Below are 15,798 nucleotides of genomic sequence, written 5' to 3' on the forward strand. Positions count from 1 at the left end.
TATTTCAGTTCGCGGTAGCCAGTCAAAGCTGGCGCCGGCGGCGGCGGCGCCATCGCGCCAGGCCTTGGTGCGCCTCAGTTCTGCGCCAGCTTGTGCAGCTCGGCCGGGTTGAGGATGATCAGGCGGTGCGTGCCCTTTTCGACAATGCCTTGCTGCACCAGCGCGAGCAGGGTGCGGGTCACCGTTTCGCGGCTGGTGTTGATCATGTTGGCGATATCCTGGTGGGTCGGCAGGTTTTCCACCACTTCCACATCGCCTTCCTTCTTTTCCTTCATCAGTTCGAGGAAGGTGTAGATGCGCTTGGCGGTGTTGTGGATGCTCAGCAGCGCGCGAAATTGCGAGTCGCGCTGCACTTTTTCGGCCAGGAAGCGCAGCATGTGCTTGGCCACCGACGGCGAATGGGAAAACAGGTGCAGGGCGGTGAGGCGCGGCAGCAGCGCCACCATCACCGGGCTGAGCGCGACGACCGAGGCCGAGCGGGTCGAGCCGTTGATGACGGCGATTTCGCCGAAGAAGTCGCCCGGCGCGAGCATGCGCAAGCCGATCGCGCGGCCGTCCTCGGTCACGTCGATCACTTGCAACTGGCCCGACAGCAAAAACAGCAGGCTGTCGCCGCTGGCGCCTTTTTGCAGCACCACGTCGCGCTTGGCGTAGGTGCGGATGCGCAGGTCGGTCATGACCTGGCGCATTTCATCCTCGCTCAGCTGGGCCAGCAGGGGAATCTTGCGCAGGTGGATCTGAACGCTGACCTTGTTCTGCGAATCCTTGGGCACCGGCATCACCGAGGCATCCTCGGGGCCGAGCGGGACCCCGTTCTTGGTCGCGGTAACGATGAAATTATTTGTACTCATGCACTGTTTCCGTCATAAATAGGCATGCGCGAGCGGCGCGCACAGCGCCACCGTGGCGATGCCGGCGGCATTGGCCGCCATGTCGCGCCAGCAAAACTTTCTTCCGGGTACTAAATTTTGCAGGATTTCGATGAGGAGGGCGGCGCCCAGCAAGCCCAGCAGGCAGAGTTGCAGGAACCAGCCGCCCGGAACCATGCGTGCCAGCAACAGGGCGAGCAGGCCGAACGCCAGGAAATGCATGAGCTTATCGTTCGGCAATGGCGGCAGCCATTCGTTCGGTACCAGGCAGCCCGCCACGATGCCGGCCGTGGCCAGTAAAAACACAATCAATTCCCAAGTCATCTTATCCACATCAACAGTCGTTCCGCCGGCGCCGGCGTGTACCGTACCAGCGCCAGCAAACGTGCTGGAGCGGTATCTTACCAGTTGTCGGTGCGCCAGCTGAACTGGAACCAACGGCTGTCGTACTGGAACAGGGGAATGTTCTCGCGATTGAAGGTGCGCCGCACTTCCAGCTGCACGGCGCTGTGGGTGCCGACCGGGAACAGCAGGCTGGCGCGCAGCTGGGTGGTGTCTTGCTGGCGCTTGATTTCGATGAAGTCTTTCGAATAGATGCGATCGCCGCGCCACGACTGGCGCGACACGCCCAGTTCGCCGATGGCTTTATCGCCCATCAGCGCGACCAGGTTGGCGCCGCCGTACCAGCCGTCGCGCTCGCCGCCGGGACGCGCTTCCTTGCCCCGGTCCGCCAGCAGGCCGGCCGACAGGACCACGGTCGATCGCTTGCTGCGGATCGCCAGGCTGGTGCCCAGGTCGAGCGTGCGCGCATCGTAATAGCGCCGGGTCGGATAGATGGCGCTGCTGTAGCCGGCGCTGAGCGACCAGCCGAGCGACTCGCCCAGGTCGACCGGCGGCACGGCGCGCAGCAGTACCTGGGCCTGGCGCTGATACAGCTCCTCGCCCAGGCGCACCAGGCCGTAGGCGGCGGTGGCGCGCCCGGTCCAGCCGGCGCCGCTCCACGGGCTCTCCAGTCCCAGCAGGACGGAATCGGTGTCCTGGCTCTTGACCTGGTTGTAGCGCAAGGCGCGCAGCTGGGCGATCAGGAGCATGCCGCGGCTGCCGATCGGCTGGTTGAAGTCGCCCGAGAGCACCTTGAAATGATCGGCGCGCGGCAGCGAGTCGGGGCCGAGATCGTAGGTTTTCAGATTGCCCGCGCCGCCGATCTGCACCACGCTGCTGCTCGAGCCCTGGTTGACGTTGGTGTCGTAGCCGGCGCCGAGCTTGAACGACATCGAGCGCGGATGGGCGCGCTGGCCCTTGCAGCCCGAGGTGCGGTAGTGCGCGATCAGTTCCAGGATCGCGTCCGACGGATGGAAACGCTGCACGATCTGCCCGAACAGGCGCTCGGCCTCGGCCTTGTTGCCCAGTTCGCAATGGCTGATGGCCAGGTCGAGCCAGGCCCCGGCGTGCAGGGCGTTCTTTTCCAGCAGGCGGCCAAGCTTGGTGGTGGCTTCGTCGGGCCGCCCTTCGGACAGCGAACGCAGCGCTTCCAGGTAGAGTTTTTCTTCCTCGGCCGCCTGCTCGTCGCTGAGCGGGGCCGGGGCCTCCGCCGCCGCCGTCGTCTCGGCCGCCGCCGTCTCGGGCGCATCGCCCTGCTGGGCGCGCGCCGGGGCCAGTGCGCCCAGGGCGCCGAGCGCCAGCAGTAGTGCCAGGGTCGGGCGCCTCATGCCGGCTGCTCCAGCGTAAACAGTTCGATCGGATGCTCCTTGCCGCGCAGCGCATGCCGGCCCAGGCTGAGGAAGCGGTGGCGCGTGGCGTAGCCGACCGTGCCCTGGCCGATGATCACATCGTGCGGGAAGTCGCGCGCCGCCTGTTCCAGGCGCGACGCGGTGTTGACGCTGTCGCCGACCGCCGTATAGATGCTGCGGAAAGAGGTGCCGTAGTCGCCCACCATGGCCAGGCCGCTTTCGATGCCGATGCGCACGCGCAGCGGCTGGCCGCCGGCGCGCACCCGGCGCGCGCTCAGGATGGCGACTTCGCGCAGGATGCGTGCGGCCGCGTCCAGCGCCAGGTCGGCGTGCTGCGCGTTCGGAATCGGCGCGCCCCAGAAGGCGACCAGGCCGTCGCCCGTGTATTTGTCGAGCGTGCCCTTGTTTTCCAGCACAGGGCGGGTCAGGCAATCGAGAAAATCGGTGGTCAGCCTGGCCGCTTCTTCCACCGGCAGCGCTTCGACCTGGGTGGTGTAGCCTTGCATGTCGGCGATCAGGGTGGTCACTTGCAGCTGGCGCGGGGCGAGCGGGTCTTTCAGGCCGCTGCGCAGCAATTCATCGACCACTTCCCCGGCCACGTAGCGGCGCATGGTGTCGAGCAGGCGCCGCGAGCCGGACTGGGCCAACTGCCAGTGGAAGGGCACGCCCACCGCCAGCAAGAACCCGATCGACAGCAGCGGGCCGCTCACCGAAAAATCCGGATCGTGGGCCGACAGGCCGTAGGCCAGCATGAGCCAGGTCAGCGAGGCTGCCGCCAGCATCAGCACATTGACGGCGGCCGACAGGCGCGCGAAGGTGTAGCCGGCCAGCACCACGACGACGCTGGCGAACAGCACCGCCATCAGGCGTCCGGGCCAGGGCGCCGGGGCCAGGCCGGCCTGCTGGTCGAGCAGGGTGGTGAGCATCGAGGCGTGCACCAGCAAGCCGGGGCTGGAACGCCCGAGCGGGGTGGCGACGCGGTCGCCGATGCTCAGGGATGACGAGCCGATCAGCACCAGGCGCCCGGCCACCATCGCCGGGTCGAGCCGGCCGTCGAGGATCTCGCCGGCCTTGGCCACGGTGTAGGCGTCGAGCGAGCGGCTGAACGGCACGCGCTGGTAGCCGTCGCGCTGGTCCGGCGCCGTCGCCGTCGCGCTTGCGGCGCAGCAGTCGAGCAGCGCGCGCGAGAGGGTTGGAAAGCGGCGCTGTTCGAACCAGGTATACATAGGGACGCGGCGCAGCACGCCGTCGGAATCGGGACGCACCCCGATATTGCCCACATGCGGCGCCTGCGCCAGCCCGGCATGGTTGGCGATGAAGCCGTAGGCCGGCACGGCGGCGCCGGGCGCCGCCGACGGCGCGCCGCCGGCGGGGCGTCCGAAGCGCAGCGCTTGCGGGCGCTGTTCGTAGTCGAACAGCTGGGCCAGCACCAGCGGGCCTTGCCCGGCCAGCACGGCCAGGCGCATGTCGCCGGCGGGGTCGCCCGGTTCGCCTTGCAAAATGTCGAGCGCGACCGCGCGCGCGCCGTCGCCGATCAGGGTTTCCACCAGCGTGGCCAGGCGCTCGCGCGACCAGGGCCAGGGATGGGTGGCCAGGCTGGTCTCGTCGATATCGACCACCAGGATGCGCTGCTCGGGCGTATCGACCGCCTGCGCCACCACGAAACGGTCGCGCAGCCATTCGTCGGCGGCGTCGAGCCCCGAGGCGCCGCGCGGCAGTTGTGCCCAGGCAGCGAGCATCAGCGCCGCCAACGGAATCGACAGGTGCAGCAGGGGAGGGGGAGAGAAGGAGCGCAAGTGGACCAATGAGTATGGCGCGCCGACCGACGGGATTGGTGCTCCCGACGCAGGTGCGCGACCTGGAAAATGACGCAAGTATAACGCCAGAGTGGCAGTAATACTACCAAAGCAAGTTTTTTTGCAACATTACTCTCAACGCAATGTCGCGTACGTACGAGGGTGCAGCTTCATCATAGGCCGCAAAGGGCGCAAGAGATGTTGCTGAACCGTCCAAGATTTGTATCAGAATGCAATAATGTGACGAGCAACACATTTTGAAGGGTTTTGCGGGCGCATAATCCGGCATCAGGGAGAATTTATGTTTAATCAATCCATTGCCACATTCCGCTATCTGCCCCTCGCACTGGCGCTGTCGTTCGCCGCCGCCGGGCAGGCTGGCGCCGCCGAGGCGGGGCGCATCGTGTTCGTCACCGGCGAGGTGCAGGTCGCCAGCAAGGCGGCCGTGCTCGATTCGGCGGTCCAGGAGGGCGACGAGCTCAGTACCGGCGCCCAGGGTTACGTGTATATGAAGACCGTCGACGGCGGCTTCCTGATCTTGCGTCCGAACAGCCGTGCCCGCATCATCGCCTACAAGATCGACGCTGACAATCCGGCCAATACCCGGGTCAAGCTCGAGCTGCTCAACGGGGTGGCGCGCAGCATTTCGGGGCAGGGCGTCAAGTTGTCGCGCCAGAACTACCGCTTCAATACGCCGGTGGCGGCCATTGGCGTGCGCGGCACCGACTTTATCGTCTCGACCGACCAGCTGACCACGCGCGTGGCCGTGGTTTCCGGCGGCGTGGTGGTCTCGGGCTTTGCCGGCGCCTGCGGGCCGGAAGGCGGCGGGCCGTGCGAAGGGCGCAGCAGCCGCGAACTGTTCGCCGGCCAGCCGGGCATGCTGTTGCAGGTCGAGAAGGGCCAGCTGGTGCCGAAGTTGCTGAACAATCCGGGCAACAGCCCGGACCAGGCGGTGCCTCCGCGCAGCGACGAGCCGAGCGGGCGCGCAGTCGGGGCCGCCACGACGGTACCGGCCTTGCCCGGCACGACCGTTAACCTGGACCCTAAAAAAGACGCCATCAACCAGATCAGCAAGCCGCCGCTGGTCCCTGTGCTGCCGCCGGTGCCGCCGGTGGTCCTGGTGCCGGTGGTGCCGGTGCCGGAAGTGCCAAAAGGCCCGGAAGTGCTGTGGGGGCGCTACGAGCGCATCGCCGGCACGGTGTCGGATCCGGAGGTGGTCGCCAAATTGAAGAACCCGGCCTATGACGAGGGTTACTTCGTCGGCTCGTATGCGATCAAGCGCCGCCTCGACGCCAAAATGGTCCTGCCGTCCGAAGGACAGGCTTCGTTCGCGCTGGCCGAGGGAACGGCCAGCCTGACGCGCAAGGGGGGGGACGCCCAGGCCGCCGCCATCAAGGAAGGCAGCCTGAACGTGAACTTCGGCGCCCAGAGTTTCGAGACCAAGATGCTGGTGCGCAGCCATGAAGGTGAATTGCTGGTGCGCGCCGTCGGCCAGGTGTGGTCCAACGGCACCCTGGCCCATGGTCCGGACTCTAACACCGCCCTGAGCGGCTACCTGACCGGCGGCGATAAAGTCAATGGCGCGGAATTCATTTTCAAGAGCATTAATGGCGACATCTGGAATGCGCAGGGCTGGACCGCGCAGGGCTATGCGCGCTGGACCCGTTAATGCCGCTGTAATGCCATTGCGCCGGCGCCCATGCAAACGGCGCCGGTAGGGGAGCGATGATCTGTAAAAAACGGCTGCCGGCATGGCGGCCGTTTTCTTTTGGGGCGCGCGCGGCGCGCACCGTGCATATATATAGACATATATAAGGTTGCATGGCGCCGCGCCGGCCCTGGATTAGGGGGCGGCGCGCTTTCCGGTAAAAGCGGATGCCGGCGGACATAATCGGGCCGCGCATATTGTCCCGATTCCTCATTCAAGCGCCAGAAGCCAATCCTGAGGAATATTGCCCAATTCGGCGGCAGGTGCTCAAGAAACAGGCAGAAACATGTTCAGTATCAAAACAAATTCATCAAATAGTCGGAAAAAAAGCGGAATAAACCGCGATTTGTGATGGTGATCACAACCCGCGCCCCACGATGTGGCAATATACTCCCTGTTCTGCAAAAAAGGGCTCAGGCGAGGGTTATTTAACCCCGCCGGGCCGCAGAAATTTGGTTATATCTAAGTTCAACTAAAGGATCAATCATGGCCGTAGCAACCGAGTACACAAAAGTAGCACAAGAACTTTACCTCTCCTATTTTGGCCGTCCAGCTGATTCGACCGGTCTGAAAAGCATGACCGAAGCCCTGGCCGCTGCTAAAGCTCCTACGGACACGGCTGGCCTGGCTGTTGCTTACAACACCAACCCAGCTGTGAAACAGCTGATGGACAACTTCGGCAACAGCGCCGAGTCCGCAGCTCTGTACCCAGGCTCGACCGCCGACTTCCTGAAAGGTGTCTACCTGAACCTGTTCGGTCGCGCTCCTGATGCAGAAGGCCAAGCCTACTGGACCAAGCAGATCGACACCGGCGTCGTCAGCAAAGGCGCAGCTGCTTACAACATCCTGACCGGCGCTATCGACGCTAAAGGTGCTGACGCACTGACCGTGGCCAAGAAAGTTGTCATCGCTAGCGCCTTCACCGCCGCTATCGACACCCCAGCTGAAGTCAAAGGCTACGACGGCAACTTCGCCGCTGCCGAAGCACGCAAGCTGCTGTCGAACGTTAACGCGAACACCGACGCAACCGTCTACCAGGCAACCGTGAACTCGGTACTGGCAAGCCTGGCTCTGGGTTCGACCCCAGGTACCACCCAGCGCCTGACCGAACAGCGTGACACCCTGATCGGCACCGATGCCAATGACATCTTCCAGGGCACCATCTTCGACAACCAGAACACCCTGCAAGGCGGCGATCGCATCGAAGCTGGCGGCGGCAACGACACCCTGCGCGCTGACGTGGGCAAATCGCAGCTGTTCGCTTTCCGTGCAGAAACCACCGGCGTTGAAAACGTCATCATCAGCGCACAGACCATCGGCCCTGACGCAACCGACAACAACACCGCACGCACCGTTGAAGTCCAGATCGACGCAGAGCGCATGGAAGGCGTTACCCGTTTCGAAGACAGCAACAGCCGCGCTGACCTGGTCATCGAAGATATCCGTATCCTCGACTCGCAGATCACCAAAGACATCACCATCGCCATGGTGCAAACCGATGCCGGTAACGTCGACTTCGGCGTCCTGTTCGACCAGCACTCCCTGCGCGCAGCGCCGGTATCAGCGTCGGGCGCCACCCTGCGCCTGCAACTGATGGACACCCGTGCTAGTGAGCAAGGCCTGGCCAAGCTGCTGGACAATCCGTACAACGGCTTCATCTTCAGCTTCAACGGCAAAGCAATCAAAGTCGCTTCGCAAGCAATCGACCAAGCTCAGTCGTACGCTGAACTGGTTACCGCACTGCAAACCGCAATCAAGCTGACCCCAGGCATCGAAAACTTCACGGTCAGGCTCGGCGATGCGTTCATCGTTGCGGATACCAAAACCGGCAAGCCACAAACCGGTAACGAAATCGTCATCACCAACCCAGGCGCAGGCACCATCACCCTGCCAAAAGGTTCGGGCTGGGTTGCAGAAGCTGCAGTTCCACCTGATTCGGGTCTGCACACCGCGATTCTGCAAGGCAACCCAACCGCTGTCGTTTCGAAAATCACCAGCACCGTCATCCTGGACGACGTGGGCCGTGGTTCGAACGGTGGCGACCTGGTCATCGGTGGCCTGTCGATCGGCGACACCTCGACCTCGAAAGGCGTTGAGCGTTTCGAAATCACCGTTGAGCGCACCAGCCGCCTGCAAACCATCAACTCGACCGACAACTTCCTGCAAGAAGTTATCCTGGTTAACGGCGCCACCAAAGGCGACCTGTACGTCAATGGCAATGCCAACCTGAAAGCAGTTTCGATCGGTGGTACCGCTCCTAGCGGCGGCCAGGTGACCCTGCCAGGCCTCGGCGTGGACACCCCACTGCCAGGTACCGACACCACCAACGGCGGCAAACAGCACGGCGACCAGTATGGTTTCCATGACGTTCGCCTGATCGATGCATCGACCCTGGTCGGTAACCTGGCCCTGACCGCTGTCATCACCGACCGTTCGGTTGCCAAGTACATCAACAAGATCGATACCCAATCGAACTCGGCAGCTGACAACGTTGCTTTCTCGTACACCGGCGGCCTGAACAACGACACCATCGTCGTTGACCTCGACGCAGGCGTTGCAGGCAGCCGTAGCCAGATCATCAGCGGCCTGGAAGACTTCACGTTCAACCTGAACGGCAACTCGGGTAACGACGCGCTGACCCTGCGCATCGTTCCTGCTGTCGCTGGTGGCGGTACCTTCTGGAACAGCAATCAGGATCTGAACAACAACATCTCGATCAGCGGCGGCGACGGCAACGACACCATCCGCAAACTGGGCGATGGCGACACCCGCATCGACGGCGGCGCTGGCGATGACACCATCTACAGCGAAAACACCGGCGCGACCAACCTGTACACCGTTGCTTACGGTACCCCTGCTATTCCAGGTATCCCTGCTGTTCCACCAGTGGTTGGTCCTCCTGCTGTTCCAGGCGTGCCTGCGGTTCCTGGTATTGGTGCGATCCCTGCCGGCACCACTGCAACCTGGGCGTTCAACACGACCGACCAAGTTGCCGTGGCTCCTGCTGACCGTTTCGTAGGCAACATGCGTTCGGACTTCAACGACAGCTACTTCCTGTACAACACGACCGTCAACGTCACGTACAAAGGTATCACCAGCTCGCTGCTGATCTCCGATGGTTCGTACAAAACGACCGATCTGCAGATCAACCAGGCTATCAAGAAAATCATCACCGACAGCCCAGTTCTGAGCAAGCTGCTGGTCGCGACGGACTCCCCATCGGGCGCCCTGACCGTTACCGCACTGACCGACGGCCTGCACGTTGTTGGTGACCTGACCGTTGGTCTGGTTGCTCCAACCAGCGCGCTGAACGCCCTGTCGATCAGCGACCTGGCCGCTGCTGCTGCCGCTTACGGCATCACCAGCCCAGCAGCTGACGGTAGCAGTGTTTACGCAGCAATGGTCGCTGCACTGGCCACCTACGGCACCAACGGTGACTACGCTTCGAACTTTGCAACTGCTTACACCGACAACACCCTGATCACCCTGGGTCAACTGACCGGCGCTGAAAGCACCGCAGTCAGCGACAACATCATCACCCCAGGTTCGGGCAATGACGTTATCGCTCTGGGCAACCACGAAGCTCTGAACGCTGGCGCTCAGATCCTGGCTCCTACCGTTGCTGACTACGCTATTTCGGATAACGAAACCGTTGTCTACGCTGCTGGCTTCGGCAACGACACGATCGTCAACTTCGACGTCATCGGTGCTGGCATCGATCACCTGGACTTCACCGCTATCGGTGGTAATGTCCTGACCGGTGCCGTGACGACCAACAAGTCGATCACGATCGGCGCGCCTACGACCGCAGCTACCGCACTGGCTACGACCGCTATCGCTGCCCTGTACACCGCTGACAACGCTGCTGCACAGACCCACGTGTACGTTGCTGTTGATTCGACGACCCACGTCGGTACCGTGTACTCGATCGCTGACGCGATCGGTGCTGCGAACGCAACGGTTACCCTGGAAGGCACGATCGACCTGGCCTCGACCGGTAATGCACTGGTTGGCGCAAACAACTGGGCCGGTCTGACCCAGGCTCATTTCGTCAACTCGTCGGCTGCTAACTACTACCTGCTGGAAGGCGCTTCGGGCTTCGTACCTACGGTCGTGACCCTCCCAACGGCTAGCGTCGCTGTTGCACTGAACAACACGGTTCCTGGCTACAACGCTGGTAACAACACCAACGTGACGTTCACGGCTGCATCGAACCAGAACTTCTCGTCGGTAATCAGCAATTTCGCTGCCGGCGACAAGCTGGTATTCGCTCCAGGTACGGTTGTAACCGTGGCTGACGGCGTCGCTAGCGACAATGTCGTCACTGTGACGGGCGTGAACGGTGCTTTCACCTCGACCGTTACCGTTCAGACTCAGAGCCCAGCAGTCTTCCCTAGCCCATTGAACAGTACTGCTGCATTCAATGCGTTCTTCGGCGCTGGTTCGCTGGTTGACAATTCGACGACGGCTGTTGCAGTCAACTCCGGCAACTTGAACTTCGATGCATTGAACAACAACTTCCAGTTCAACGTTGCAACCGGTACCTACACCGCTAACGTGGCGAACTTCGCGGCTGGCGACATCCTGAGCTTCATCAACGGCAGCGCTGTGACCATCAACAACGTCGGCACCGCTGACGGTATCGTTGACATCGTTGCTGTGAACGGTGCTACCACCACCACGATTCACCTGACCGGTGTTGCTGGTGGTGCTGATGTTGCTATCGGCGCCAACCCAGCTGCTACCGTCGCAACCTTCAACACCGCTTTCGGTGCAGGTTCGCTGGTAATCGCTGCTTAATTGTTGTTATAAGTAGCAAAGAACCGCAGGCTTCGGCCTGTGGTTCGATGCAACCGAAAGGCCAGGCTTCACCGCCTGGCCTTTTTTCATCCGCCGCCGTTCGTGCCGGCGAAAACTGCGGCGCCAGTGCCGCGTTCAGTTAATCTTCTCTGGTGTAAAAACCTGCTTTATGCTAACCTTTCGAACTTGTGATCCACATCACATTTCCAAGCGGATTTTTTTGACATCCTGTCGCCTTTGCCGAGTTTCGCTGTGAAACCGGCTGGCGTAGCGCTCACCAGGATCGGGAAGTTGCCGCCGTCCGCGCTGTCCCCTCGTGAATTACTAATGAATTGTGTTGGTCTCTAATGAAAAAACTTCTCGACAAGCAGAACGAAATTGCGCAGGCACTGCTCGCGTTCAAGGGCACCTTCTATACGGTCGGCGTGTTCAGCGCGATCACCAATTTGCTGATGCTGGTGCCGTCCCTGTACATGCTGCAGGTGTATGACCGCGTCCTGGCCAGCCAGAACGAAATCACCCTGCTGATGCTGACCTTGCTCATGCTGGGCGCCTATGTGCTCATGAGCGCCCTGGAATTCATGCGCAGCATGATCCTGGTGCGGGTCGGCGCGCGCTTCGACATGAAGATGAATAAACGCGTGTACACCGCCGCGTTCGAGCGCAACCTGAAAAAGGCCGGCGGCAATGCCGGCCAGGCCTTGAGCGACCTGACCAATGTGCGCCAGTTCCTCACCGGCAGCGCCCTGTTCGCCTTCTTCGACGCGCCCTGGTTTCCGCTGTATCTGGTCGTCATTTTCTTCTTCCAGCCCCTGCTGGGCTGGTTCGCCCTGGGCGGCACCGTGATCCTGGTGATCCTGGCGATCATCAACGAGCGCGTCTCGCACAAGCCGCTGGCCGAAGCGAGCACCATGTCTATCGTGGCCGGCAACCTGGCCACCAACAACCTGCGCAATGCCGAAGTCATCGAAGCGATGGGCATGCTGCCGCAGTTGCAGGCGCGCTGGTACAAAGTCCACAGCAAATTCCTGCAATTGCAGGCTGAAGCGAGTGAAAAAGCTGGTACTGTCGGCGCCGTCACCAAATTCTTTCAGACCTCGCTGCAATCGCTCATTCTCGGCCTCGGCGCCTTGCTGGTGATCGAAGGCAAACTGACGCCCGGCATGATGATCGCCGCTTCAATTCTGGTGGGCCGCGCCATGGCGCCGGTCCAGCAAGTGATTGCCGTATGGAAATCGGTGGCCGGCGTGCGCAGTTCCTACGAGCGCCTGACCACCTTGCTGGAAGAAAATGAAGAGCGCAAGGAAGGCATGCCCCTGCCGCCACCGGTCGGCAACCTGTTGATCGACAACATCACGGCCGGTCCTCCGGGCGCGACCCACCCTGTGCTCAAAAGCGTCAGTTTCGCGATTGCTCCGGGCGACGTGCTCGGCGTGGTCGGCCCCAGCGGTTCGGGCAAGTCGACCCTGGCGCGCCTGATGGTCGGCGTGTGGCCGGCCCTGATCGGCAAGGTGCGCCTCGATGGCGCCGACATCTACCACTGGAACAAAGACCAGCTCGGCCCTCACCTCGGCTATTTGCCGCAGGATATTGAACTGTTCGGCGGCACGGTCAGCGAAAACATCGCCCGTTTCGGCGAGATCGATCCGGAGCAGGTGGTGTTGGCCGCCAAGCGCACCGGCGTGCATGACATGATCCTGAAAATGCCGAACGGTTACGATACCGTGCTCGGCGACGGCGGCGCCGGCCTGTCCGGCGGCCAGAAGCAGCGCCTGGGCCTGGCCCGCGCCCTGTATGGCGACCCGGCCCTGCTGGTGCTCGACGAACCGAACTCGAACCTGGATGACCAGGGCGAACACGCCCTGATGCAGGCGGTGCAGGACATGCGCCAGCGCGGCAAGACCATTGTGCTCATTACCCACCGTCCGGCCGCGATCAATGTCTCGACCAAGCTGTTGGTGTTGCGCGACGGCGCGGTGCAGATGTTCGGCCCGACCGCCCAGGTATTGCAGGCGATTCAGGAAGCGAACCAGAAAATGCTGGAAGCGCAGCAACAGCAGCAGCGCCAGCAGCAAGCGGGCCAGCCGGGTCAGCCACCGGGCCAGCCGGGCCAGCCGGGCCAGGCCCAGCCTGCCCAGGCAAGCGCGCCAGTAACAACGGAAAAGGAATAAGAACATGAGCAACATTCAAACCAGAAATGTCACCGACGTCGTTGCCCGCGACGTGGTGCCCGAGGTCGCCAGCGTCGACTCGAAAAAATATTCGCGCATGGGCTGGATCATCGTGCTGGTCGGCGTGCTCGGCTTCATTCTGTGGGCCTCGTTCGCCCCGCTCGACCGCGGCGTGCCGATGTCGGGCACCGTGGCCACCGAAACGAGCCGCAAGGCCGTCCAGCACTTGACTGGCGGCATTGTGGAAGACATCCTGGTCAAGGATGGCGACGTGGTCAAGGCTGGCCAGGTGCTGGTGCGCATCAATCCGACCGTGGCCCGTTCCGCGATCGAAATGACGCGCACCCAGTATTTCAGCGCGCTGGCGGCGGAAGCGCGCCTGCAAGCCGAGCGCAGCGGCAAGACCCAGCCTACCTTCCCCAAGGAACTGCTCGATAACAAGGACGACCCGCGCGCCAAGGAATCGATGGAAGCCCAGACCCAGCTGATGGCCTCGCGCCAGACCAGCCTGAAGAACGAACTGGCCGCGCTGGAAGAAAACGCCGCCGGTCTCAAGGCGCAGACCAAGGGCTTGCAGGAATCGATGGCCTCGAAAAAGAGCCAGGGCGTCATCATCAAGGAGCAACTCGAGGGCATGCGCGAACTGGCCAAGGATGGCTACATTCCGCGCTCGCGCCTGCTGGAAATGGAACGCACCTTCATGGCGGTGCAAGGCACCATTTCGGAAGATATCGGCAATATCAGCCGCGCCCAGAACCAGTTGATGGAACTGAGCCTGCGCCGCATCGTGCGCACCCAGGAATACCAGAAGGAAGTCGGCACCCAGCTGGCCGACGTGCAAAAGGAAACCAGCGCCCTGGCCAGCCGCATGCTGGCCCAGGATTTCGACCTGGCCAACGCCGAAGTCAAGGCGCCGGTCAATGGCGTGGTGGTCGGCTTGCAGATCTTTACCAAGGGCGGCGTGATCGGCCCCGGCGCGCGCATGATGGATATCGTGCCGACCTCGGATGCGATGGTGGTCGAAGGCCAGTTGCCGGTCAATCTGATCGACAAGGTGCAGGTCGGCTTGCCGGTCGAATTCATTTTCTCGGCCTTCAATACCAACAAGACGCCGCACATTCCCGGCATCGTGACCCAGGTCTCGGCCGATCGTACCGTCGACGAGCGTACCGGCATGCCATACTACAAGATCAAAGCCCGCGTGACACCGGAAGGCGCCAAGCTGATCGCTTCGCACAAACTCGATATCCAGTCCGGCATGCCGGCGGAATTGTTCGTCAAGACCGGTGAACGCACCATGATGAATTACCTGTTCAAGCCGGTCTTCGACCGCGCCAAGACATCCCTGTCGGAGGATTAAGATGACGTTTGGACTGACCATGTTTCGCATCACCGCCCAGGGCCGCATGAAGGCCGTCGCCGCCGCCGCACTCTTGCTGGCCAGCGCCGGCGCGTCGGCCATCAATCTGCAGCAGGCTTACGAGCAGGCGCTGCAGAACGACCCGACCTACCGTTCGGCGTTCTATGAGAACCAGAGCGGCAAGGAAAACGCGATCCTTGGCCGGGTCGGCCTGCTGCCGAACGTGCAGGCCAACTACAATGCGAGCAAGAACAAGGCCGATATCCAAAGCGCGCTCTCGCTGACGCATCCTGAATACATCAGCCGGGTGTCCACCATCCAGCTGCGCCAGACCCTGTTCAACGTGGACGCGTACGCGCGCTACAAGCAGGGTAAGGCCCAGGCCCTGCTGAGCGACCAGGTGTTTGGCGTGCGCAGCCAGGAAGTGCTGATCCGCGTCATCAGCGCCTATTTCGACGCCCTGTTCGCGGACGAACAAGTGGCGCTCAACACCGCCCAGCGCGACGCCTATGCCGAGCAAAGCACGGTTAACGAACGCCTGCTCAAGCATGGCGAAGGCACCCGCACGGACGTGCTCGAAGTGCAGGCGCGCCTGGAACTGTCGGAAGCGAACCTGATCGAAGCGAAGGATAACCAGGCGACCTCGCGCAACACCCTGGCCGGCCTGATCGGCGGCGACCCGGGCAATCTGGTGGGCCTGAACGATAACTTCCGCGCGCTGCCGCTGGCGCCGAATAATGTGCAGGAGTGGAAAACCCTGGCGCTCAAGGAAAATCCCGAGCTCCAGGCCCAGACCACCGCGCTCGAAGTGGCCAAGCAGGAAATCCTGAAAGCCCGCGCCGGCCATGCGCCGCGCCTGGACTTTGTGGCCAGCTACAGCAAGAACGCGTCCGAGACGATCAATACCTACAACCAGGATTCGACCGTGCGCGCGATCGGCATCCAGCTCAACGTGCCGCTGTACTCGGGCGGCTCGGTCAACGCCACCTCGCGCCAGGCCGTGGCCGGGCTGGAACGCGCGCGCGCCGACCTGCAAGGCAAGACCGACAAGACCTTGATCGAAGTGAGCAAGCAGTTTTCGGCGGTCCAGAGCAGCATTGCCAAGATCAACGCCCTGAACCGCGCGGTGGAATCGAGCAACCTGCTGATCAAGGCGACCGAACAGAGCATCAAGGGCGGCGTGCGCATCAACCTGGACTTGCTCAATGCCCAGCAACAGCTGTTTACGGCCAAGCGCGACCTTGCACAAGCGCGATATAACTATATGATGTCGTCGCTGCGTTTGCGCGCAGCCGCCGGAACCCTGGACGCGAGCGACGTGAGCCGCACCGCATCCTACTTCCGCTGATCAACCCCCAGCCGGC

Annotated in this window: 9 protein-coding genes; 5 read left to right on the forward strand and 4 right to left on the reverse strand. The window is 62.5% G+C overall.

All coding sequences use genetic code 11. The features are described 5' to 3' along the window. Positions 1–74 precede the first annotated feature (74 nt). The 4 genes from F0185_RS00945 to F0185_RS00960 form a co-directional block, all read right to left on the reverse strand. Positions 75–851 carry a Crp/Fnr family transcriptional regulator gene (locus F0185_RS00945; RefSeq protein WP_229476650.1) on the reverse strand — a complete coding sequence of 259 codons (777 nt, stop codon included), beginning with the start codon at positions 849–851 and terminating at the stop codon, positions 75–77. 12 nt (positions 852–863) lie between these two features. Then, a complete protein-coding gene (locus F0185_RS00950) occupies positions 864–1,193 on the reverse strand; it encodes a VanZ family protein (RefSeq protein ID WP_167221292.1) in 330 nt (109 codons plus the stop codon). A gap of 77 nt (positions 1,194–1,270) precedes the next feature. After that, complete coding sequence (locus F0185_RS00955; protein WP_167220763.1) at positions 1,271–2,578, reverse strand: tetratricopeptide repeat protein; 1,308 nt, start codon at positions 2,576–2,578, stop codon at positions 1,271–1,273. Continuing rightward, positions 2,575–4,338: a CHASE2 domain-containing protein gene (locus F0185_RS00960; protein ID WP_167220765.1), complete on the reverse strand. Its 1,764-nt coding sequence runs from the start codon at positions 4,336–4,338 to the stop codon at positions 2,575–2,577. Before F0185_RS00960 ends, F0185_RS00955 begins: the two co-directional genes overlap by 4 nt. Before the next feature lie 358 nt (positions 4,339–4,696). Here F0185_RS00960 and F0185_RS00965 point away from each other — a divergent pair, with 358 nt between their 5' ends. The 5 genes from F0185_RS00965 (at position 4,697) to F0185_RS00985 (ending at position 15,782) form a co-directional block, all read left to right on the forward strand. Then, entirely contained in the window at positions 4,697–6,064 is a 1,368-nt protein-coding gene (locus F0185_RS00965) for a FecR family protein (protein WP_167220767.1), read from the forward strand. Positions 6,065–6,589: 525 nt separating this feature from the next. Continuing rightward, positions 6,590–10,903: a DUF4214 domain-containing protein gene (locus F0185_RS00970; protein WP_167220769.1), complete on the forward strand. Its 4,314-nt coding sequence runs from the start codon at positions 6,590–6,592 to the stop codon at positions 10,901–10,903. Between the two features lie 347 nt (positions 10,904–11,250). Continuing rightward, positions 11,251–13,074: a type I secretion system permease/ATPase gene (locus tag F0185_RS00975; protein ID WP_167220771.1), complete on the forward strand. Its 1,824-nt coding sequence runs from the start codon at positions 11,251–11,253 to the stop codon at positions 13,072–13,074. Positions 13,075–13,078: 4 nt separating this feature from the next. Continuing rightward, complete coding sequence (locus F0185_RS00980) at positions 13,079–14,434, forward strand: HlyD family type I secretion periplasmic adaptor subunit (protein ID WP_167220773.1); 1,356 nt, start codon at positions 13,079–13,081, stop codon at positions 14,432–14,434. Between the two features lies 1 nt (position 14,435). Continuing rightward, positions 14,436–15,782: a TolC family outer membrane protein gene (locus F0185_RS00985; protein WP_229476651.1), complete on the forward strand. Its 1,347-nt coding sequence runs from the start codon at positions 14,436–14,438 to the stop codon at positions 15,780–15,782. Positions 15,783–15,798 lie beyond the last annotated feature (16 nt).

Source organism: Massilia rubra (assembly GCF_011682065.1).
GTDB lineage: Bacteria > Pseudomonadota > Gammaproteobacteria > Burkholderiales > Burkholderiaceae_D > Telluria_A > Telluria_A rubra.

What these genes read in the sequence shown, in the direction of transcription:
- F0185_RS00945 (WP_229476650.1), bottom strand. Translation starts at nt 851, where the DNA reads ATGAGTACAAATAATTTCATCGTTACCGCGACCAAGAACGGGGTCCCG.
- F0185_RS00950 (WP_167221292.1), bottom strand. Translation starts at nt 1,193, where the DNA reads ATGACTTGGGAATTGATTGTGTTTTTACTGGCCACGGCCGGCATCGTG.
- F0185_RS00955 (WP_167220763.1), bottom strand. Translation starts at nt 2,578, where the DNA reads ATGAGGCGCCCGACCCTGGCACTACTGCTGGCGCTCGGCGCCCTGGGC.
- F0185_RS00960 (WP_167220765.1), bottom strand. Translation starts at nt 4,338, where the DNA reads ATGCTCGCTGCCTGGGCACAACTGCCGCGCGGCGCCTCGGGGCTCGAC.
- F0185_RS00965 (WP_167220767.1), top strand. Translation starts at nt 4,697, where the DNA reads ATGTTTAATCAATCCATTGCCACATTCCGCTATCTGCCCCTCGCACTG.
- F0185_RS00970 (WP_167220769.1), top strand. Translation starts at nt 6,590, where the DNA reads ATGGCCGTAGCAACCGAGTACACAAAAGTAGCACAAGAACTTTACCTC.
- F0185_RS00975 (WP_167220771.1), top strand. Translation starts at nt 11,251, where the DNA reads ATGAAAAAACTTCTCGACAAGCAGAACGAAATTGCGCAGGCACTGCTC.
- F0185_RS00980 (WP_167220773.1), top strand. Translation starts at nt 13,079, where the DNA reads ATGAGCAACATTCAAACCAGAAATGTCACCGACGTCGTTGCCCGCGAC.
- F0185_RS00985 (WP_229476651.1), top strand. Translation starts at nt 14,436, where the DNA reads ATGACGTTTGGACTGACCATGTTTCGCATCACCGCCCAGGGCCGCATG.